Genomic DNA, 18,615 nt, shown 5'->3' with positions numbered 1-18,615 from the left:
TCACCAGCGGTAGAGCCGTTCTGGGCAAGTTCGGACAGATTTTGTCAGTTCGTTGACGATTAAAGGCAGAGGTTGACATCGTGATCGGATGGTCACCGCCCGTGTCTCCGCCCCCAGCGACGACGGCGCCATCGATCTGTCGTCCGAGCCGTTTCCCCTGCTGATCGCCGTTGCGGCCTCCGTCGAGGACCGCGTGCGCCTGGCCGAACTGGTCGACGACGTCGCGCCGCTGCTGCTCGTCTCGAACCTGGACGAGCTGCGCAAACTGCTCATTCCCGCTCAGGACCCGCCACCCGTGCCGGCCGAGCAGCCGGATTCTGCTCCGAAGCAGGGGGCAGTCGCCGCGTACCTGGTCGCGGGGGAGCAGGGCGACGGGGAGGTGCTGACGCTGGACTCGGCCCGCTCGGCCGCCCAATGGCGCGGCCGGGAGGTCCCGCTGACCGATCTCGAGCACGATCTGCTCGCCCGCTTGATGAGCGAGCCGGTTCGGGTCTGGACCTATGAGGCGCTGCACCAGGCGGTCTGGCGGAACCGGCACCTGCGCGGTACGGCGGACGTGCACTCGCTGGTCAAGCGGCTCCGCCGGAAGCTGGACGAACTCGGCACCACGGTCACCATCGACGCCGTCCGTGGCACCGGCTTCCGGCTGGCCGACCACCAACGCCCAGCCGTCACCGGCCTCCGCGCGGGCTGAACCCGCGGGCCGGACCGGCGGTGTCCGAAGAACCCGGGCTGTCGGCCCAGGTTCTCCGGACGCTGCGAACGGGGGTCAGGCCTGGCCGCGGCGGACGGCGAGCACGTGGGCGGGTTCGCCGTTCGGGTCGAGCTTGACGTAGTTGCTCTGACCCCAGCGCCAGGTCGCGCCGGTGATCTCGTCGTACACGGTGAAGGTGTCGTCCGGGCGCATGCCGAGCGCGGTCATGTCCAGGTGCACCATCGACTCGCGGACCGCGTGCGGGTCGGTGTTCACCACCACGATCACCGTGTCGGTGTGGCCGTCCACACCGGTGGTGCGCTTGGAGTAGCACAGGATCGCGTCGTCCTCGACCGAGTGCAGGCTGAGGTTGCGCAGCTGCTGCAGGGCCGGGTGCCGGCGGCGGATGTTGTTCAGCAGCGTCAGGTACGGCGCGAGCGTGCGTCCCTCCGCGGCGGCCGCTTCCCAGTCGCGCGGCCGGAGCTGGAACTTCTCGGTGTCCAGGTACTCCTCGGAGCCGGGCCGCAGGGCGACGTGCTCGAACAGCTCGTAACCGGCGTACACGCCCCACGCCGGGGACGAGGTGGCGGCGATCGCGGCGCGGATCTTGAACGCGCCCGGCCCGCCGTACTGCAGGTACGCGGTCAGGATGTCCGGCGTGTTGACGAAGAAGTTCGGCCGCAGGTAGTGGCCGGTCTCCTGGGTCAGCTCCTGCAGGTACTCTTCCAGCTCCCACTTCTCGTTGCGCCAGGTGAAGTACGTGTACGACTGGTGGAAACCGACCTTGGCCAGCTCCCGCATCATCGGCCGCCGGGTGAAGGCCTCGGACAGGAAGACCACGTCCGGGTCGGTCTGCCGGACCTCGCCGAGCAGCCACTGCCAGAAGTTCACCGGCTTGGTGTGCGGGTTGTCGACCCGGAACACGGTGACGCCGTGGGAGATCCACAGCTTCACGATCCGCAGCACCTCGGCGTAGATGCCCTCGGGGTCGTTGTCGAAGTTGATCGGGTAGATGTCCTGGTACTTCTTCGGCGGGTTCTCCGCGTAGGCGATCGAGCCGTCGGCGCGGACCGAGAACCACTTCGGGTGCTCCTTGACCCACGGGTGGTCCGGCGAGGCCTGCAGGGCCAGGTCGATCGCGACCTCGAGGCCCAGCTCGCGGGCCCGCCCGACGAAGTAGTCGAAGTCCTCGAAGGTGCCGAGCTCGGGGTGGATCGCGTCGTGCCCGCCGTCCTCGGAACCGATCGCCCACGGCGAACCGGGGTCGCCCGGCTTCGGGTCGAGGGTGTTGTTCGGGCCCTTGCGGTACGACGTGCCGATCGGGTGGATCGGCGGCACGTAGAGCACGTCGAAGCCCATCGCCGCGACCGCGTCGAGGCGTTCGGCCGCGGTCCGGAACGTGCCGGACTTCCACTCGCCGGACTGCTCGTCGTACCGGGCGCCCTCGGAGCGGGGGAAGAACTCGTACCAGCTGCCGTACAGCGCGAGCTGGCGGTCGACCCAGATCGGGTAGGTCTCCGAGGAGGTGATCAGCTCGCGGACCGGGTAGCGGCCGAGCGCCGAGCGCACCTGCGGCGAGATGCCCGCGGCCAGCCGCGCCTCCGGCGGCAGCGCGCCGTTGGCCAGCGCCTGCGCGGCGTCGCTCAGCGTGCTGCGGTCCAGCCGGACGGCCGGCGGCACTCCGGCGGCGGCCCGGTCGAAGAACGCGGCGCCCTCGGCGAACATCAGGTCGACGTCGATGCCGGCCGGCACCTTGATCTCGGCGTTGTGCCGCCAGGTGCCGTACGGGTCGCTCCAGCCCTCGATCGCGAACGTCCAGGCGCCCTGCTCCTGCAGCGTGACGTCGACGGTCCACCGGTCCGTGCCCTGACCGACCGGCGTCATCAGCATCCGTCTGGTCTGGCCCGACGGCGACGTCAGCACGACGTTCGCGTTCACCGCGTCGTGGCCTTCACGGAACACCGTGGCCGCGATGGTGAACGTCTCGCCGACGGAGGCCTTGGCCGGATACGCTCCGGCGTCGACGGTCGGGGTGACCTCGGTGATCGGGATGCGCCCAGTCATGGTGGTCGAAGAACCTTCGCTTTCCGGCTCGGTTGCCGCGGGCAAGTCATGGACAAGTGAATGACAGGTCTGACGTTATCGGTTCCCGGGCCCGCCTCGTCGCATGCACACGTCACGGTTCGGTCCACGAAACGGACTCTTCTGTCCGAACATCGGTCGCCCGCCCGCCTGAAGGTTCTGCAAGATCTTGCTCGCGTTGCAAAATCGATGCACGCCGAAGGTGCCAGCGCCGGTCTCGGCGAGTACGGTGTCCCGGTGCGAGCGATACGACGATTCTCCGTCCGCCCTGTCCTGCCCGAGCCGCTGACCGGCCTCGGCACCCTGGTGAACAACCTGCGCTGGGCCTGGCATCCCGAGACACAGGACGTCTTCGAGGCTGTCGACCCCCAGTTGTGGCGCAGCACCGGCGGTGACCCGGTCCGCCTGCTCGGCGAGGTCCCGGCGGCCCGGCTCGACGAGCTGGCGAACGACCAAGCCTTCCTGCGCCGGCTCGAACTGGCCGTGACCGACCTGCACGGTTACGTGTCCGACGACCGCTGGTTCCAGGCCGCGGCCGGTTCCCCGGTCGCCTCGGTGGCCTACTTCTCGCCGGAGTTCGGCATCACCCACGTGCTGCCGCAGTACTCCGGTGGCCTGGGCATCCTGGCCGGTGACCACCTGAAGGCCGCGAGCGACCTCGGTGTGCCGCTGATCGGCGTCGGGCTGCTCTACCGGCACGGCTACTTCGGCCAGTCGCTGAACCGCGAGGGCTGGCAGCAGGAGCGGTACCCGCTGGTCGACCCCGACGGGCTGCCGATCAGCCTGCTCCGCGACGGCCCCGACCCGGGCGCTGCGCCGGCCACCGTGTCGGTCACGCTGCCCGAGGGCCGCCAGCTGCATGCCCAGATCTGGGTCGCCCAGGTCGGCCGGGTGCCGCTGCTGATGCTCGACTCCGACATGGAGGAGAACGAGCCCGCCGAGCGCGAGGTCACCGACCGGCTGTACGGCGGCAACACCGAGCACCGGCTGCTCCAGGAGCTGCTGCTGGGTGTCGGCGGCGTCCGCGCCGTCCGCACCTTCTGCCGGGTCACCGGCCATCCGAGCCCCGAGGTGTTCCACACCAACGAGGGGCACGCCGGCTTCCTCGGCATCGAGCGGATCCGCGAGCTGGCCACCGAGCAGCAGCTGGACTTCGACACCGCGCTCGAGGTCGCCCGCGGCGGCACCGTCTTCACCACCCACACCCCGGTGCCGGCCGGCATCGACCGGTTCCCGGTCGAGCTGATCCAGCAGCACTTCTCGCCGGACGCGTTCGGCGACGGCGTGCCGGTGGACCGGATCCTCGCGCTCGGCGCCGAGGACTTCGAGGGCGGCGACCCGGGCGTGTTCAACATGGCGATCATGGGCCTGCGGCTGGCCCAGCGCGCCAACGGCGTGTCCAAGCTGCACGGCGTGGTCAGCCGGGGCATGTTCGCCGGGCTCTGGCCGAGCTTCGACGCCACCGACGTGCCGATCACGTCGATCACCAACGGCGTGCACGCGCCGACCTGGGTGGCCCGGGAGATCTCGGCGCTGACCTACGCGAACGCCGACCAGGGCGACTCCGAGGACATGTTCGAGGGTCTGGACAAGACCACCGACGCGCAGCTGTGGGAGACCAAGCGGATCCTGCGCCAGCGCTTCATCGACGACACCCGCTCCCGGGTCCGGGCGTCCTGGATCAACCGGGGCGCCAGCGACGCCGAGCTGGGCTGGGTCGACTCGATCCTGGACCCGGACGTGCTGACGATGGGCTTCGCCCGCCGCGTCCCGTCGTACAAGCGGCTGACGCTGATGCTGCGCGACACCGACCGGCTGAAGCGGCTGCTGCTGCACCCGACCCGGCCGGTCCAGATCGTGATCGCCGGCAAGGCGCACCCGGCCGACGAGGGCGGCAAGAAGCTGATCCAGGAGATGGTCCGGTTCGCCGACGACCCGGAGCTGCGGCACCGGATCGTGTTCGTGCCCGACTACGACATCGCGCTGGCGCAGCCGATGTACCCGGGCTGCGACGTCTGGCTGAACAACCCGCTGCGCCCGTACGAGGCGTGCGGCACGTCCGGCATGAAGGCCGCGCTGAACGGCGCGCTCAACCTGTCCATCCGCGACGGCTGGTGGGACGAGTGGTACGACGACGAGTTCGGCTGGGCGATCCCGTCCGCGGAGGGCATCGAGGACACCGACCGGCGGGACGACCTCGAGGCGCACGCGCTGTACGACCTGATCGAGAAGCAGGTCGCGCCGCGGTTCTACGACGGCGAGGTGCCCGGCCGCTGGATCGAGATGCTGCGGCACACGATCAAGGAGCTCGGCCCGAAGGTGCTGGCCACCCGGATGGTCCGCGACTACGTCGAGCAGCTGTACGTGCCGGCCGCGCAGTCGTCGCGGCACCTGAACAGCACGTACGACGGCGCCCGCGCGCTGGCCGCCTGGAAGAAGAAGGTGCGGGCGGCCTGGCCGCAGATCCGGGTCGACCACGTGGAGCTGCAGGGCCTCGGCGACGTGCCGCAGCTCGGCACCACGGTCGGCATCCGCGCGTTCGTCAGCCTGGGTGACCTGACCCCGAGCGACATCGACGTCGAGGCGCTGCACGGCCGGGTGGACTCGACCGACGAGATCACCGACGCCGTCCGGGTCTCGCTGTCGCTGGCCGAGACCTACGAGGGCAACCGGCACCGTTTCGAGGGCGAGCTGAAGCTGGACCGCACCGGCGCCTTCGGCTACACCGTCCGGGTGCTGCCGAAGAACGCGATGCTGGCCAGCCCGGCCGAGCTCGGCCTGGCCGCCGGCCCGTCCGACCCCGACGACCCGGACACCCCGGACCTGCCGGCCGGCTCGGAGTTCTGAGTGCGGCGGAGGTTCTGAGGCCGGCCGACATCTGAGTCCGGCCGAACCGGTCGCAGGCGCCGGGCACCCCTTCGCGGGTGCCCGGCGCCTGGCCTTTTCACCGGTTGCGCCGCAGCCGTCCCCAGGGCTTGAAGACCGACAGGACGACCGCGACCATCAGCAGCGTCGGCGAGACGATCGGTGGGAAGATCAGGTCGCTGGCCGGAGCCATCGCCGGGCCACCGGCTTCCTGGATCCGGGCCTGCTCGGCCATGTCGTTCACGCCCGGCCGCAGTGCGATCAGGACCAACGTGGTCAGTAGCAGGTTCAGCACCAGCTTCACGACCACCCACCAGTACTTCGTCAGGCCGTACTTGCTGCCGTAGGCCAGGATCACGCCGGTGACCAGACAGGTCAGTCCGGAGATCGTCATCGGCCAGACCGCGACCAGCTCCAGCGCCCGGAAGCACAACGACCGGGTGCCCGGGTCGTCGGCGCCCAGGGCGGTGAACACCAGGACTGCCATGGTCACGTCGATACCGAGCCAGGAGCCGACCGACGCCAGGTGCAGGACCAGCAGCAGCTTGCGAGGGCGTCCGGCCAGCCGCCACGGCGTCGTGGCGCGAGGTCGGATTTGCAGCGCTGTACTCATACCTCGATCCTCGGCGCCCGGCGCCTCCGCGGCATCGGCCCGGCGAAGGCTCTCCAGCTACCTCCTGCGCGGTATGCCCTGGATCGCTGTGCGGTGGCAGGACGCAGGAGTGGTTTCGCCGGTCCTCAGATCAAAACAAGAAGGTGACGCCTGCTGGGCCAGTGACGCGGGCCGGTCAGCCGGCGGGCCAGGGCAGCTTCTGCCGGGTGGCGAGGTCGACCAGGTACGGCGGCGTGCCGCTGGGGGAGCGGACCTCGATCCGTTCGCCCGGGTGCAGGTCCGGGTCCTCGCGGTAGCGGTCGCGGAGCTTGGTGGCGGCGGCCTCGTCGCCGGCATCGGCCGCGAGCAGCAGCGCGGCCAGCTCGTCGGTCGGGGTGAGGTCCATCGACAGGTCGTCGGCCATCGCGCCCCAGCCGTCCCACAGCAGCAGCTCGTCGCCCTGCAGGTGGGCCAGCTGAAGGAAGACGTAGTCACGGATGAACCAGCCGCCGCGGAACGGCAGCGTCGGGTCCACGCCGCAGGTCTCGCCGTCGATCTCGCCGGCCCGGAACCCGCGCCACACCTCGGCCGCCGACCGGAAGTGCCCGGCAGGCAGGTCCTGCACGTCGAAGCCCCAGTGCTCGCCGGGCTCGAGCTGCCCGTCCACCTGCACCCACCGATCGCCGTTCCAGTACTCCGTGATCACGTGGTCGGCGTTCCACCCCGGCTGGAAGTACGTCGCGAAGCCGATCCTTGTCCGGGCCGGGACGCCCTGGTGGCGCAGGGCGGAGACCAGCAGCAGCGCGTAGTCCCGGCAGCAGCCGGCGACTCGGTCCTCGGGCGCCCGCGGTGTGGTCAGCGGAGTTCCGTTGCGGCGCTGGTCGGTGGCGAGCAGGGCGTCGATCCAGCGGTGGTTGATCTCCTCCAGGCGCTCCCCGGTGAACTGGATCCCGCCGCCCCGGTAGTGGATCAGCAGGTTCCGGATCACCGCGGTCAGCTCGGGGATGTTCGTCGGCAGCGGGTCGAGCAGGACGGCGTACTCGCCCGGGTCGCTGTAGGCGGTCTGCTGGGTGTAGTTCATCGGGCGGTTCCTTCCGGGAAGCGGATCGTGGTGGCTGAGGGTCTGATCGGCTGCGCGATGTCCACCGCGGGATCGGAGCTGTTCAGGTCGCGGAAGCCGGGGTGGTAGATCTCGCGGGCCGGGCCGGTGGTCGGGTGGCCGGTGTGCCGGACCCAGTCGTCCACCAGGTCGTAGGCGAGCATGATCCGCGGGTAGACGCAGTCGTCCCTGCTGATCGTGCAGTAGGCCTCGGTGTGGGCCGGCTCCAGCCGGATCCCGATCGGGCCGGCCGGGTCGACCAGCCCGGTGAACGGGACGCAGATCTCGACCGCCGCCTCGTTCTCCGGGGTGACGGCGCCGTGGTAGATCACCCACGAACCGCCCGGCAGTTCGGCCGCGACCGCGGTGAGGTGGGCCCGGATCTCGATCGTCGCCGCCACGATCTCGCCCATCAGGCCCTGCTGGTCGGTGTCCACCCGGATCGAGGCGACCTTGGTCTCCGGCACGTCGCGGACCAGCACCGGGCGCGGCGCCAGTCCCGGCGAGCCGGAGCGGATCAGCCGGTCCCGCAGGTACTCCAGCGTCGCTTGCCGGGCCTCGGTGGTCGCCAGTTCGGCGGCCCACCAGCGGTCCAGCCGGATCAGCGCCTCCTCGTCGGTCCCGGCCAGGACCTCCGCGATCGTGCTCAGCGGCATGTCGATCTGCCGCAGCATGCTGATCCGCCGGGCCCGCTCCAGCTGCGCCTCGTCGTACAGCCGGTAGCCGGTGACCGGGTCGACCCGGGCCGGCGGCAGCAACCCCGACACGTCGTACAAGCGCAGCGCCTTGTGGGACAGACCTGCCCGTCGCCCGAACTCGCTGATCGTCAGCTCGACCTGCTCCATGCCCCTACCCAACACCCTGCCCCAGGGGCAAAGTGAAGTGAGGACTACCCCCTAATTGCGTGGCGGGATGTCCTGGCGCCGTCGATCATGGGGTGATGTCCGTGCAGCCCGTCGGGTCGGGGCTCGTCGAGATCGCCTGCGACGAGTCCGGCTTCTCGGGCAGCAACCTGCTGGATCCGGACACCCGGGTCTTCACCCACGCGAGCGTGCGGGTCGGGGCGGCGGAGGCGCGGCGCTGGGTCGAGGACCTGCGGGAGCAGTCCCGGTACGGCGCGGGGGAGTACAAGTCTGCGCGGCTGTTCAAGCAGCGCCCGGTGCTCACCTGGCTGCTCGGACCGGAGGGCCCGCTGCTCGGCCGCTCGGCGGTCCAGCTCACCGACAAGTACTTCCTGCTCGCCGGCCGGCTGAGCGCGTTGTTCTCGGACGGCCTCGACTACCGCACCGGGACCAGCCTCGACGCCGACGAGCCGGCCCGCCGCGCGGCCCTCGCCCTGCACCTGTACGGCCCCCGGTACGGCGAACGCTGGTGGACGCTGCTGCAGAGCTTCATCGACCTGCTCCGGTCCAAGAACAAGACGACGTACGACGAACGCGTCGACGACTTCCTGGCCGTCGCAGCGCGGTTCGACCCGGTCGAGCCGGCCCTGGCCGAGCCGGCCGGGCGGATCGGCCGGCCGCAGCTCGACGCCTTACGGGACAGGCTGTTCGACGACCGCACCCTGCTGCCCCCGCTCGAGGTGCTGATCCCCGCACTGGTCGAGACCACCCTGCACTGGTCCGCGGACGGCAACGCGGTGGCGATGGTCCATGACGAGCAGAGCGCCTTGACAGTGCACCGGATCGCCCAGGTCAACCTGCTGATGGACGACGCGCCTCTCGCCCTGCGGCAGACCGACTCGCGCACCGACCCCCGCGTCCAGCTCGCGGATCTGCTGGCCGGCTCGGCCCGGCAGATCGCGACCGCGGAGCTCAACGGCCACGGCGATCCCGTCCTGACCGCTTTGCTCCGCCCCTACCTGACCCCGCACCCGATCTGGGCCGACACCGCCAGCTGGTATCAGCTGAGCGCGCGCAGCAGGACCACGCACCGCGGCGCGAGCGGAACGATCGCGCCGGCCTCCACCTCGGTCACCCCGGAGCCGGACGTGTCCAGCACGACCTCGTAGCCGGGCGCCCAGGAGGCGTCCGGCACCACCACCTCGCGCGCGTCGGCGGTCGCGTTCAGCACCAGCAGGAACGAGTTGTCGGTCAGCACGTTGCCTTCGGCATCGGTACCGCGCAGCGCGTCGCCGGCCAGGAACATGCCGATCGTGCGCAGGTTCCCGTCGTGCCAGTCCGCCTCGGTCATCTCGCCACCGTGCGGCGCGATCCAGGACAGATCCTTGCGGCCGCCCGGCACCACCGGCTGGCCGGAGAAGTAGTGCCACTGCCGCAGCGCCGGGTGCGCCGCCCGCAGCGCCAGCAGCTTCTTCGTCAGCGCGAGATGGTCCGACCACAGCGACGGCAGCGTCCAGTCGAACCAGGAGATCTCGCTGTCCTGGCAGTATGCGTTGTTGTTCCCGTACTGCGTCCGGCCGCACTCGTCGCCGGCGGTGAGCATCGGCACCCCGGTGGACAGCACCAGCGTCGCCATCAGGTTTGCCATCTGCCGTTTGCGCAGCGCGACCACGCCCCGGTCGTCGGTCTCGCCCTCGATGCCGCAGTTCCAGGACCGGTTGTCGTCGGTGCCGTCGCGGTTGTCCTCGCGGTTGGCCTCGTTGTGCTTGTGGTTGTACGACACCAGGTCGCGCAGCGTGAAGCCGTCGTGCGCGGTGACGAAGTTGATCGACGCGTACGGGTAGCGCCCGTCGTCGCCGTACAGGTCGCTGGAGCCGGACAGCCGGTAGGCCAGGTCCTGGACGCCGTACGACGAGGTCCGCCAGACGTCGCGGACGGAGTCGCGGAACTTGCCGTTCCACTCCGACCACGGGGTGCCGAAGTTGCCGACCTGGTAGCCGAACGGGCCGACGTCCCAGGGCTCGGAGATCAGCTTGACCCGGCCGAGCACCGGGTCGGCGGCCACCTCGGCCAGGAACGGGTGGTTGACGGTGTCGACCTCGTGCCGCTCGTTGCGGATCAGCGTCACCGCCAGGTCGAACCGGAACCCGTCCACGCCCATCTCCTCGACCCAGTAGCGCAGCGAGTCCATCACCAGCCGGCGGACCTGCGGGTGCGCGGTGTTCAGCGAGTTGCCGGTGCCGGTGACGTCGTAGGTGACGCCGCCGTGGGTGAGCCGGTAGTAGGCCCGGTTGTCGATCCCGCGGAAGCTCAGCGTCGGCCCGTCGAAGCCGCCCTCGGCGGTGTGGTTGTAGACCACGTCGAGTATCACCTCGATGCCCGCGGCGTGGAAGGCCGCGACCATCGCCTTGAACTCGGCCACCTGCTCACCGGTCGACCCGGCCGACGAGTACGGAGCGTGCGGGGCGAAGAAGTTCAGCGTGTTGTAGCCCCAGTAGTTCGGCAGGCCGCGGGCGGCGATGGCCGGCTCGGTGAGGAAGTGGTGGATCGGCAGCAGTTCGACCGAGGTGATGCCCAGGCCGGTCAGGTAGCCGATCACGGCCGGGTGCGCGAGACCGGCGTACGTGCCGCGCTGGTGCTCGGGGATGTCCGGGTGCAGCTTGGTGAAGCCCTTGGTGTGCAGCTCGTAGATCACTGTCTCGCTCCACGGCACCGGCCGGCTGATCGGCGGTGGCGGCGCGCCGTCGGCGACCACCACGCCGACCGGGACGTGTCCGGCCGAGTCGCCGTCGGAGGAGTCGTAGATCAGCGGGCTGGTGAAGTCCAGCGTTCCGTCGACCGCGCGGGCGTACGGGTCGAGCAGCAGCTTGGCGGGGTGGAACCGCAGTCCGTTCGCGGGGTCGAACGGGCCGTGCACCCGGTAGCCGTACCGCTGGCCGTGACCGACGCCGGGCACGAAACCGGTCCAGTACTCACCGGTGTGGGTCAGGTCGAGGTTGTGCTGGCGGCGGTCGGCGTCGATCAGCGCCAGCTCGACCCGCTCGGCGGCCGGGGCCCAGAGCGTGAAGGTGGTGCCGTCGGAGCGGACCTCCGCACCGAGCCGGGGTTCCGGTGCGGTGGCGGGGCCGAGCGCGTTCGGGGCGGCGGTGGCTTCGGTCACCGGCACATTCTGCCCATGACCTGTCAAACACGCTCGCAATGGGCAGGAGTTGTCGCTAGCGGTGTTGCTAGTGTTCGTGAAAGGCTGTTATGAACAGACACGCGCATCAACGGAAAGTTAGTGCCACTCGAGCCTGGAGCCGAGGAGAAAAAACCATGCGAATCACAGCTCTGCTGGCCGGCGTCGTGCTGGCCGCGACCGCACTGACCGCCTGCGGCGGGGGCTCGGACAGCTCTGCCGGCGACGCGAAGGTGCCCGACGACCCGGCGCAGGTGAAGGGCGACCTCACCTACGCGATCTGGGACGTCAACCAGCAGCCCGCGATGCAGCAGGTGGTCAAGGCCTTCAACGCCAAGTACCCGAACGTCAAGGTGTCGATCTCGCTGGCCACCTTCGACCAGTACTTCACCAAGCTGAAGACCCAGGGCTCGTCGGACAACCTGCCCGACGTGTTCTGGATGAACGGCCCGAACCTGCAGCTGTTCGCTGCCAACAAGCAGCTCGCCCCGCTGGACACCCTGCTGGAGGCCAAGCAGGTCGACCCGGCGAACTACCCACAGGCGCTCAACGAGCTCTACTCCTGGGACGGCAAGCAGTACGGCGTACCGAAGGACTTCGACACGATTGCACTGTGGTACAACAAAAAGTTGTTCGCCGAGGCCAAGGTCGCGCCGCCGACGGCGGAGTGGACCTGGGACGACTACAAGGCCGCGGCGGCGAAGCTGAAGGCCGCGCTCGGGGCCAAGGGCATCTACGCCAGCGGCGACGAGCTGGGCAACCAGGGCAACTACTACCCGGCGATCATGAGCAACGGCGGCTACGTGCTCAAGGACGGCAAGTCCGGGTACGGCGACCCGAAGTCGATCGAGGGGCTGCAGTTCTGGTCCGACATGGTCAAGGCCGGCTACACCCCGACCGCCGCGCAGAACGCCGAGACCCCGGGCCGGGAGCGGTTCTTCAGCGGCAAGGCCGCGATGATGTGGAACGGCAACTGGCTGGTCTCGATGGCGCTGAAGTCGCCGGTCAAGAACGACCTGGCCATCGTGCCGTTGCCGAAGGCGCCCAGCGGCGAGCGCAAGACCCCGATCCACGGGCTGGCCAACGTGATGAGCGCGAAGTCGAAGAACCCGCAGGCCGCGGCCGCGTTCCTGGCCTTTCTCGGCGGCAAGGACGCCGCGCTGATCCAGGCCAAGGCCGGCGCCGCGAACCCGGCGTTCAACGGCACCCAGACCGACTTCGTCAACTCCGCGCCGTACGCGCTGACGACGTTCATCGACGCGGCCTCGTCGTACTCCGAGCCGTACCCGGTGAGCAAGGACACCGCGGTGTGGAACAAGCTCGAGACCGACCTGATCGCCCCCGCGTTCGGCGGTGACAAGCCGATGTCCGAGGTGGGCCCGGACGTCGCCGCCAAGATGGACGAGGCACTGGGCAAGGAGAAGTGAGCCGCCGCCGGTCGGCGGACGGCCGGTGGCCGTGGCTGTTCGTCCTGCCGACCTTTCTCGGGGTGCTGGTCTTCTACCTGTGGCCGTTGGTGAAGACGCTGTACGACAGCTTCACCGAGACCGGCCCGTTCGGTGGCAGCACCTGGGTCGGCGGGGCGAACTACAGCCAGCTGTTCGCCGACTCCGAGGTCTACCGGGCGGTGGTCAACACGGTCGTCTACACGGCGATCGTGCTGCTCGGCATCCCGCTGGCGGTGCTGTTCGCCAGCCTGCTGAACCGCCCGGGCCTGCGCGGCGTGATGATCTACCGGACCCTGTTCTTCCTGCCGTACGTCGCGATGCCGACTGCGATCTCGCTGGTCTGGCGGATCATCTACAACGGCGAGTACGGCGTACTGAACCAGGCGCTCGGCGTGGTCGGGGTCGACGGTCCGTCCTGGATCACCACACCGTGGTTCGCGCTGGTCGCGGTCGCGCTGCTCGGGCTGTGGATGTCGATCGGCTTCAACATGATCGTGCTCTCGGCCGGGCTGAAAGGCATTCCCGGCGAGCTGTACGAGGCGGCGTCGCTGGACGGCGCGAGCCAGGTGCAGCAGTTCCGGTCGATCACCGTGCCGCTGCTGACGCCGTCGATCTTCTTCCTCTCGGTGGTCACCACGATCGCCGGGTTCCAGCTGTTCGACCAGCTGTTCGCGCTGCTCGGCCCGACCAACCCGGTGATGCCGAAAACGCAGTCGCTGGTGTTCCTGTTCTACGACGCGGCCTTCGTCGGCAACGAGCGTGGCTACGCCGCCGCGGTCGCGGTGCTGATCCTCGCGGTCGTCGGCCTGCTGACCCTGTTCCAGTTCCGCTTCCAGCGCAGGTGGGTGAACTATGACTAGTCGGTCCGACCGGCAGCGGCTCGGCAGCAACCGGCTCGCGCACGCCGTGCTGATGCTCGGCAGCCTGGTGATGATGTTCCCGTTCCTGTGGCAGCTGAAGATGGCGTTCTCCAGCCAGGCCGAGATCCAGTCGGTGCCGCCTGACCTGCTGCCGGCGCAGCTGCGCTGGAGCAACTTCTCGGAGGTGTTCCAGCGACTGCCGTTCCTGGACCAGTTCTGGGTGTCGATCGCGGTCACCGTCGGCCGGACGGTCGGCCAGCTGGTGCTGTGCTCGATGGCCGGTTACGCCTTCGCCCGGATGTCGTTCCGGCTCAAGGGCGTGATGCTGGCGCTGATCCTGTCCATCCTGATGGTGCCGAGCCAGGTGTACCTGATCCCGCAGTACCAGATCATCCAGCAGCTCGGCTGGCTCGACTCGATCCAGGGCATCGTCGCGCCCGGTGTCTTCAGCGCCTTCGGTACGTTCCTGATGATGCAGTTCTTCAAGTCGATCCCGGCGGAGCTGGAGGAGGCGGCCCGGCTGGACGGCTGCAACCCGTGGCAGACGTTCTGGAAGGTCGTGCTGCCGGTCGCCAAACCCGGACTGATCTCACTGGCGATCATCACCGTGCTCGCCTCCTGGGCCGATCTGCTCTGGCCGCTCGTGGTCACGTCGTCGCCCGAGCGGATGCCGCTGGCCGTCGGCCTGGCCACCCTCAGCGGCTACCAGGGCACCATCTCGCCCGGGGTGCTGATGGCCGCGGCGCTGATGGCGATGGCGCCGGTCCTGATCCTCTTCGTCGTGCTGCAGCGTCGCGTCGTGGAAGGCATCGCCTTCTCTGGACTCAAATAGCACTGTTCCGGACTCACGTTAGGAATCCCATGACAGACCTCACCGGCCTCACGGTCGGACTGGTGGGCGCGGGCAACATCGCGCACGTCCACGTCGCGGCCTGGAAAGCGCTCGGCATCCGCGTCCTGGTCCACTCCCACGCCGGCGCCGCCGAGTTGGCCGAGGGCTACGGCCTCGAGGTCGCGGACTCGCTCGACGACCTGCTGGCCGCCGCGGACGTCGTCGACGTCGTGACGCCGTCTGCGACCCACCGGGAGATCACCCTGGCGGCGATCGCGGCCGGCCGGGACGTGATCTGCGAGAAGCCGCTGACGCTGACCGCCGCGGCCTCGCACGAGCTCGCCGAAGCGGCGGCCGCGGCCGGCGTCCGGCTGTACCCGGCCCACGTGGTGCGGTTCTTCCCGGCGTACAAGGCGGCGTACGACGCGGTGCGGGCCGGCCGGATCGGCGAGGTCGCGGTGGCCCGGTTCTTCCGGCAGGCCAGCTCGCCCGCCGGCGCCGGCTGGTACCGCGACGTGGCCCGCTCCGGCGGCGTGATCATGGACCTGATGGTGCACGACCTCGACCAGGCGCGCTGGATCTGCGGCGAGGTGACCAGCGTGTACGCCGTGCAGAGCCCGCCGACCGTCGACGGGATCTCCCCGGTCAACGTCGCCGCGCACGTGACCTTGACCCACGCCGGCGGCGCGCTCAGCCAGCTCAGGGCCACCTGGGGTGCGACCGGCACGCAGTTCAAGTCCGGCTTCTCGATCGCCGGATCGACTGGGCAGCTGGAGTACTCGTCCGCCGAGGACACCGGGTACGCCGAGGAGCTGCAGGACGGCGCGAGCGACGGCGACCTGCTGATCCCGGCCTCCACGCTCGGCGAGAGCCCGTACCTGACCCAGCTCCGCGAGCTGGCGATCGGCCTGCGCGGTGGTCCCGAGCCGCGCGTGGTCGCCGCCGACGGAGCGGCCGCGGTCTACCTGGCCGAGGCGGCCCGCGCGTCGATGGAGACCGGCCGCACGATCGACATGAACAGCTTCGACCCGGCAGGAGTGCCCGCATGAGCCTGAAGGTCGCGATCGCCTCGTTCGCGCACACCCACGCGGCGTCGTACGCGTCGCTGCTCGCCCGGACCCCCGACGTGCAGGTGCTGACGGCCGATCCGGACGGCGCGTCGGCTCCGGACGCCGGTCCGCGCGGGGCCGACTTCGCCGCCGCCTTCGGGGTGGACCACGTCGACTCGTACGACGAACTGTTCGCCTGGGGCCCGGACGCGGTCGTGGTGACGAGCGAGAACGCGCTGCACCGGCCGCTGGTCGAGCGCGCGGCCGCCGCCGGCGCGCACGTGCTCTGCGAGAAGCCGCTGGCCACCGAGGTCGCCGACGGGGAGGCGATGCTGGCCGCGTGCGAGGCCGCCGGGGTGATCCTGATGATCGCCTACCCAGTCCGCTTCGCGCCGTCGTACGGGCGGTTGCGGGCGTCGGTCGAGGCCGGTCGGCTGGGTGAGGTGTTCGCGGTACTGGGCACGAACAACGGGAAGATCCCGTACGCCCAGCGGCAGTGGTTCACCGACGCCAAGCTGGCGGGCGGGGGAGCGCTGGTGGACCACACCGTGCACTGCGCCGACCTGATCGACGGGCTGACCGGTGGATCGGAGGCGGTCCGGGTGCACGCCGCGGCGAACCGCGTGCTGCACCAGGACAAGGACGTCGAGGTGGAGACCGGTGGGTTGGTCACGATCACCTACGCGAACGGCCTGCTCGCCACGATCGACTGCTCCTGGAGCGTGCCGGACAACGGCCCGACCTGGGGTGGCGTGACGCTGCAGGTCACCGGCACCAACGGCTCGGTGGAGATCGCCCCGTTCCTCCCGCACGTCGGCGGCACCGACGCGTCCGGTGAGGTCTACCTGCCCGTCGCCGGCGACCTGGACGCCGCCATGCTCGGCGAGTTCCTCGCCGCGGTCCGCACCTCCGGCCCCGCAGTCCCCGGCCAGCCCCCGTCCGTCGTCCCCCAACCCGACGGCGACGTAGGCCTGCGCACCCTCCGCATAGTCGACGCCGCCCGCCGCTCCGCCCACTCCGGCCAACCAGTCGACCTGTAAGCCGCCCCCGGCGGGGCGCCACCGTGTCCCCGCCGGCCGGTCACTACCTCGACCCGGCCCCGCCGCTACCTCAAACTCACGGCCTCTCGACCAACTGCTGCCGAAGGCAGCTACCCCGGGTGGCGCCCACCCGCACCAGCCCGCCGACGCCCAGGGGCACCTCCGGCCGCAGTACCGGAGGCAGTGCCCTCCCGGTAGTACAACCCGACCGCCTGGTCCGGTACGGTGCCGGGGATGTGACCCGCGGGTAGGACCGACTGGAGGAGTGGGGATGGGCGAGTTCGTCAACCTGACGGTGGCCGACGGCGTCGGCACGATCCGGCTGGACCGGCCGAAGATGAACGCGCTGAACGTCCAGGTCCAGGAGGAGATCCGCGCCGCGGCCGTCGAGGCGAGCACGAACGACGAGGTCCGCGCGGTGGTGATCTACGGCGGCGAGAAGGTGTTCGCGGCCGGTGCGGACATCAAGGAGATGGCCGAGATGTCCTACCCGGACATGGTGAAGCGCTCCGGTCCGCTGCAGTCGTCGCTGTCCGCGGTCGCCGCGATCCCGAAGCCGACGGTCGCGGCGATCACCGGCTACGCGCTCGGCGGCGGGTGCGAGCTCGCGCTGTGCGCCGACTACCGGATCGCCGCCGAGGACGCGAAGCTCGGTCAGCCCGAGATTCTGCTCGGCATCATTCCCGGCGCCGGCGGCACGCAGCGGCTGTCCCGGCTGATCGGCCCGTCCAAGGCCAAGGACCTGATCTACACCGGCCGGTTCGTCGACACCGCGGAGTCGCTGCGGATCGGCCTGGTCGACCAGGTCGTGCCCGCCGCCGAGGTGTACGACGCGGCGGTGGCCTGGGCCGGGCAGTTCTCCGGTGCCGCCGCGCTCGCGCTGCGGGCGGCCAAGCAGGCGATCGACGCCGGGCTCGGGGTCGACCTGCACACCGGGCTGGAGATCGAGCGGCAGCAGTTCGCCGCGCTGTTCGCCACCGAGGACCGCGCGACCGGGATGAAGTCCTTCGTCGAGAACGGCCCCGGCAAGGCCCGGTTCTCCGGCAACTAGTTCAAGGGAAGCTGATGACCACGACATCTCAGGGCTCCGCCGACAAGCCCGCCGCCACCGCCGAAGAGGTCGAGGCGGCCTGGAACGACAACAAGCTGGCCCAGGTTCTCTACCACGACTGGGAAGCCTCGACGTACGACGAGAAGTGGTCGATCTCGTACGACGAGCGCTGCGTCAGCTACGCCCGCGACCGGTTCACCGCGATCGCCGGCACCGACGGCTGGCCGTACGGCAGGTCGCTGGAGATCGGCGCCGGCACCGGCTTCTTCACGCTGAACCTGAAGCTGGCCGGGGTGCTGAACGAGGCCCACGTCACCGACCTGTCGCCGGGCATGGTGGCGGCCGCCAAGCGCAACGCCGACACGCTCGGCTTCGCGGTCGAGGGCAAGGTCGCCGACGCCGAGAAGCTGCCGTACGACGACAACACCTTCGACCTGGTGATCGGCCACGCGGTGATCCACCACATTCCCGACGTCGAGCTGGCGTTCCGGGAGATGCTGCGGGTGCTCAAGCCCGGCGGCCGGTTCGTGATCTGCGGCGAACCCACCCGGTACGGCGACTTCGTGGCGCGGCGGCTGTCGCGGTTCACCTGGTGGGCGACGACCAACCTGACCAGGCTGCCGGCACTGACCGACTGGCGCCGTCCGCAGGCGGAGCTGGACGAGTCGTCCCGCGCGGCCGCCCTGGAGGCCGTCGTCGACCTGCACACCTTCGACCCGGACACGCTGGCCCGGATGGCGGAGCGGGCCGGCGCGTCCGAGGTACGGACGGTGACCGAGGAGCTGCTGGCCGCCTGGGTGGGCTGGCCGATCCGCACCTTCGAGGCCGCCGTGCCGGAGCAGAAGCTCGGGTTCGGCTGGCGGATGTTCGCCTACAAGTCGTGGCTGCAGCTGTCGAAGGTCGACAAGGTGCTGTCCCAGGTGGTTCCGGACGAGCTGTACTACAACGTGTCGATCACGGGCGTCGCCCGCTGACCGGTGTAC

The 18,615-nt window shown here is 70.1% G+C and carries 15 protein-coding genes; 10 read left to right on the top strand and 5 right to left on the bottom strand.

Going from position 1 to position 18,615, the window contains the following annotated elements:
* The first annotated feature begins 88 nt into the window (after nt 1-88).
* Nucleotides 89-694 (top strand): winged helix-turn-helix transcriptional regulator, encoded by a 606-nt coding sequence (locus KFLA_RS24500; RefSeq protein ID WP_012922512.1) that lies wholly within the window; start codon nt 89-91, stop codon nt 692-694.
* 75 nt (nt 695-769) lie between these two features.
* On the opposite strand, the gene KFLA_RS24495 is transcribed toward KFLA_RS24500, so the two are convergent.
* The gene (locus tag KFLA_RS24495) at nt 770-2,758 is read right to left on the bottom strand and encodes an alpha-1,4-glucan--maltose-1-phosphate maltosyltransferase (protein ID WP_012922511.1); all 1,989 of its coding nucleotides are present in this window, start codon (nt 2,756-2,758) and stop codon (nt 770-772) included.
* A gap of 255 nt (nt 2,759-3,013) precedes the next feature.
* Between KFLA_RS24495 and glgP the strand changes: the two genes are divergently transcribed.
* Nucleotides 3,014-5,623, top strand: coding sequence for an alpha-glucan family phosphorylase (gene glgP, locus KFLA_RS24490; protein ID WP_012922510.1), 2,610 nt, complete (start codon nt 3,014-3,016; stop codon nt 5,621-5,623).
* Between the two features lie 97 nt (nt 5,624-5,720).
* On the opposite strand, the gene KFLA_RS24485 is transcribed toward glgP, so the two are convergent.
* The 3 genes from KFLA_RS24485 to KFLA_RS24475 form a co-directional block, all read right to left on the bottom strand.
* Nucleotides 5,721-6,254, bottom strand: coding sequence for a hypothetical protein (locus KFLA_RS24485; RefSeq protein WP_012922509.1), 534 nt, complete (start codon nt 6,252-6,254; stop codon nt 5,721-5,723).
* 175 nt (nt 6,255-6,429) lie between these two features.
* Nucleotides 6,430-7,314 (bottom strand): transglutaminase-like domain-containing protein, encoded by an 885-nt coding sequence (locus KFLA_RS24480; RefSeq protein WP_012922508.1) that lies wholly within the window; start codon nt 7,312-7,314, stop codon nt 6,430-6,432.
* Nucleotides 7,311-8,177: a MerR family transcriptional regulator gene (locus KFLA_RS24475; protein WP_012922507.1), complete on the bottom strand. Its 867-nt coding sequence runs from the start codon at nt 8,175-8,177 to the stop codon at nt 7,311-7,313. The genes KFLA_RS24480 and KFLA_RS24475 overlap by 4 nt, the downstream gene beginning before the upstream one ends.
* A 95-nt stretch (nt 8,178-8,272) precedes the next feature.
* Between KFLA_RS24475 and KFLA_RS24470 the strand changes: the two genes are divergently transcribed.
* Nucleotides 8,273-9,343: a hypothetical protein gene (locus tag KFLA_RS24470; protein ID WP_012922506.1), complete on the top strand. Its 1,071-nt coding sequence runs from the start codon at nt 8,273-8,275 to the stop codon at nt 9,341-9,343.
* Here KFLA_RS24470 and glgX read toward each other — a convergent pair.
* Nucleotides 9,235-11,334 carry a glycogen debranching protein GlgX gene (gene glgX / locus KFLA_RS24465; RefSeq protein ID WP_148256725.1) on the bottom strand — a complete coding sequence of 700 codons (2,100 nt, stop codon included), beginning with the start codon at nt 11,332-11,334 and terminating at the stop codon, nt 9,235-9,237. The genes KFLA_RS24470 and glgX overlap by 109 nt on opposite strands.
* A 155-nt stretch (nt 11,335-11,489) precedes the next feature.
* On the opposite strand from glgX, the gene KFLA_RS24460 reads away from it, so the two are divergent.
* The 7 genes from KFLA_RS24460 to KFLA_RS24430 all read left to right on the top strand — a co-directional run bounded on the left by KFLA_RS24460 (nt 11,490) and on the right by KFLA_RS24430 (nt 18,606).
* A complete protein-coding gene (locus tag KFLA_RS24460) occupies nt 11,490-12,779 on the top strand; it encodes an ABC transporter substrate-binding protein (RefSeq protein ID WP_012922504.1) in 1,290 nt (429 codons plus the stop codon).
* Complete coding sequence (locus KFLA_RS24455; RefSeq protein ID WP_012922503.1) at nt 12,776-13,660, top strand: carbohydrate ABC transporter permease; 885 nt, start codon at nt 12,776-12,778, stop codon at nt 13,658-13,660. The genes KFLA_RS24460 and KFLA_RS24455 overlap by 4 nt, the downstream gene beginning before the upstream one ends.
* Complete coding sequence (locus KFLA_RS24450; RefSeq protein WP_012922502.1) at nt 13,653-14,492, top strand: carbohydrate ABC transporter permease; 840 nt, start codon at nt 13,653-13,655, stop codon at nt 14,490-14,492. Before KFLA_RS24455 ends, KFLA_RS24450 begins: the two co-directional genes overlap by 8 nt.
* Nucleotides 14,489-15,541: a Gfo/Idh/MocA family protein gene (locus KFLA_RS24445; protein ID WP_272941311.1), complete on the top strand. Its 1,053-nt coding sequence runs from the start codon at nt 14,489-14,491 to the stop codon at nt 15,539-15,541. The genes KFLA_RS24450 and KFLA_RS24445 overlap by 4 nt, the downstream gene beginning before the upstream one ends.
* Entirely contained in the window at nt 15,538-16,581 is a 1,044-nt protein-coding gene (locus tag KFLA_RS24440) for a Gfo/Idh/MocA family protein (protein WP_012922500.1), read from the top strand. Before KFLA_RS24445 ends, KFLA_RS24440 begins: the two co-directional genes overlap by 4 nt.
* A 271-nt stretch (nt 16,582-16,852) precedes the next feature.
* Complete coding sequence (locus tag KFLA_RS24435; protein WP_012922499.1) at nt 16,853-17,632, top strand: enoyl-CoA hydratase/isomerase family protein; 780 nt, start codon at nt 16,853-16,855, stop codon at nt 17,630-17,632.
* A gap of 14 nt (nt 17,633-17,646) precedes the next feature.
* Nucleotides 17,647-18,606: a class I SAM-dependent methyltransferase gene (locus KFLA_RS24430; RefSeq protein ID WP_012922498.1), complete on the top strand. Its 960-nt coding sequence runs from the start codon at nt 17,647-17,649 to the stop codon at nt 18,604-18,606.
* Nucleotides 18,607-18,615 lie beyond the last annotated feature (9 nt).

It is taken from the genome of Kribbella flavida DSM 17836, assembly GCF_000024345.1.
GTDB classification, from domain to species: Bacteria; Actinomycetota; Actinomycetes; order Propionibacteriales; family Kribbellaceae; genus Kribbella; species Kribbella flavida.
This window is presented reverse-complemented; position numbering and strand designations above follow the sequence as displayed.

What these genes read in the sequence shown, in the direction of transcription:
- KFLA_RS24500 (WP_012922512.1), top strand. Translation starts at nt 89, where the DNA reads ATGGTCACCGCCCGTGTCTCCGCCCCCAGCGACGACGGCGCCATCGAT.
- KFLA_RS24495 (WP_012922511.1), bottom strand. Translation starts at nt 2,758, where the DNA reads ATGACTGGGCGCATCCCGATCACCGAGGTCACCCCGACCGTCGACGCC.
- KFLA_RS24485 (WP_012922509.1), bottom strand. Translation starts at nt 6,254, where the DNA reads ATGAGTACAGCGCTGCAAATCCGACCTCGCGCCACGACGCCGTGGCGG.
- KFLA_RS24480 (WP_012922508.1), bottom strand. Translation starts at nt 7,314, where the DNA reads ATGAACTACACCCAGCAGACCGCCTACAGCGACCCGGGCGAGTACGCC.
- KFLA_RS24475 (WP_012922507.1), bottom strand. Translation starts at nt 8,177, where the DNA reads ATGGAGCAGGTCGAGCTGACGATCAGCGAGTTCGGGCGACGGGCAGGT.
- KFLA_RS24470 (WP_012922506.1), top strand. Translation starts at nt 8,273, where the DNA reads ATGTCCGTGCAGCCCGTCGGGTCGGGGCTCGTCGAGATCGCCTGCGAC.
- KFLA_RS24460 (WP_012922504.1), top strand. Translation starts at nt 11,490, where the DNA reads ATGCGAATCACAGCTCTGCTGGCCGGCGTCGTGCTGGCCGCGACCGCA.
- KFLA_RS24450 (WP_012922502.1), top strand. Translation starts at nt 13,653, where the DNA reads ATGACTAGTCGGTCCGACCGGCAGCGGCTCGGCAGCAACCGGCTCGCG.
- KFLA_RS24440 (WP_012922500.1), top strand. Translation starts at nt 15,538, where the DNA reads ATGAGCCTGAAGGTCGCGATCGCCTCGTTCGCGCACACCCACGCGGCG.
- KFLA_RS24435 (WP_012922499.1), top strand. Translation starts at nt 16,853, where the DNA reads ATGGGCGAGTTCGTCAACCTGACGGTGGCCGACGGCGTCGGCACGATC.
- KFLA_RS24430 (WP_012922498.1), top strand. Translation starts at nt 17,647, where the DNA reads ATGACCACGACATCTCAGGGCTCCGCCGACAAGCCCGCCGCCACCGCC.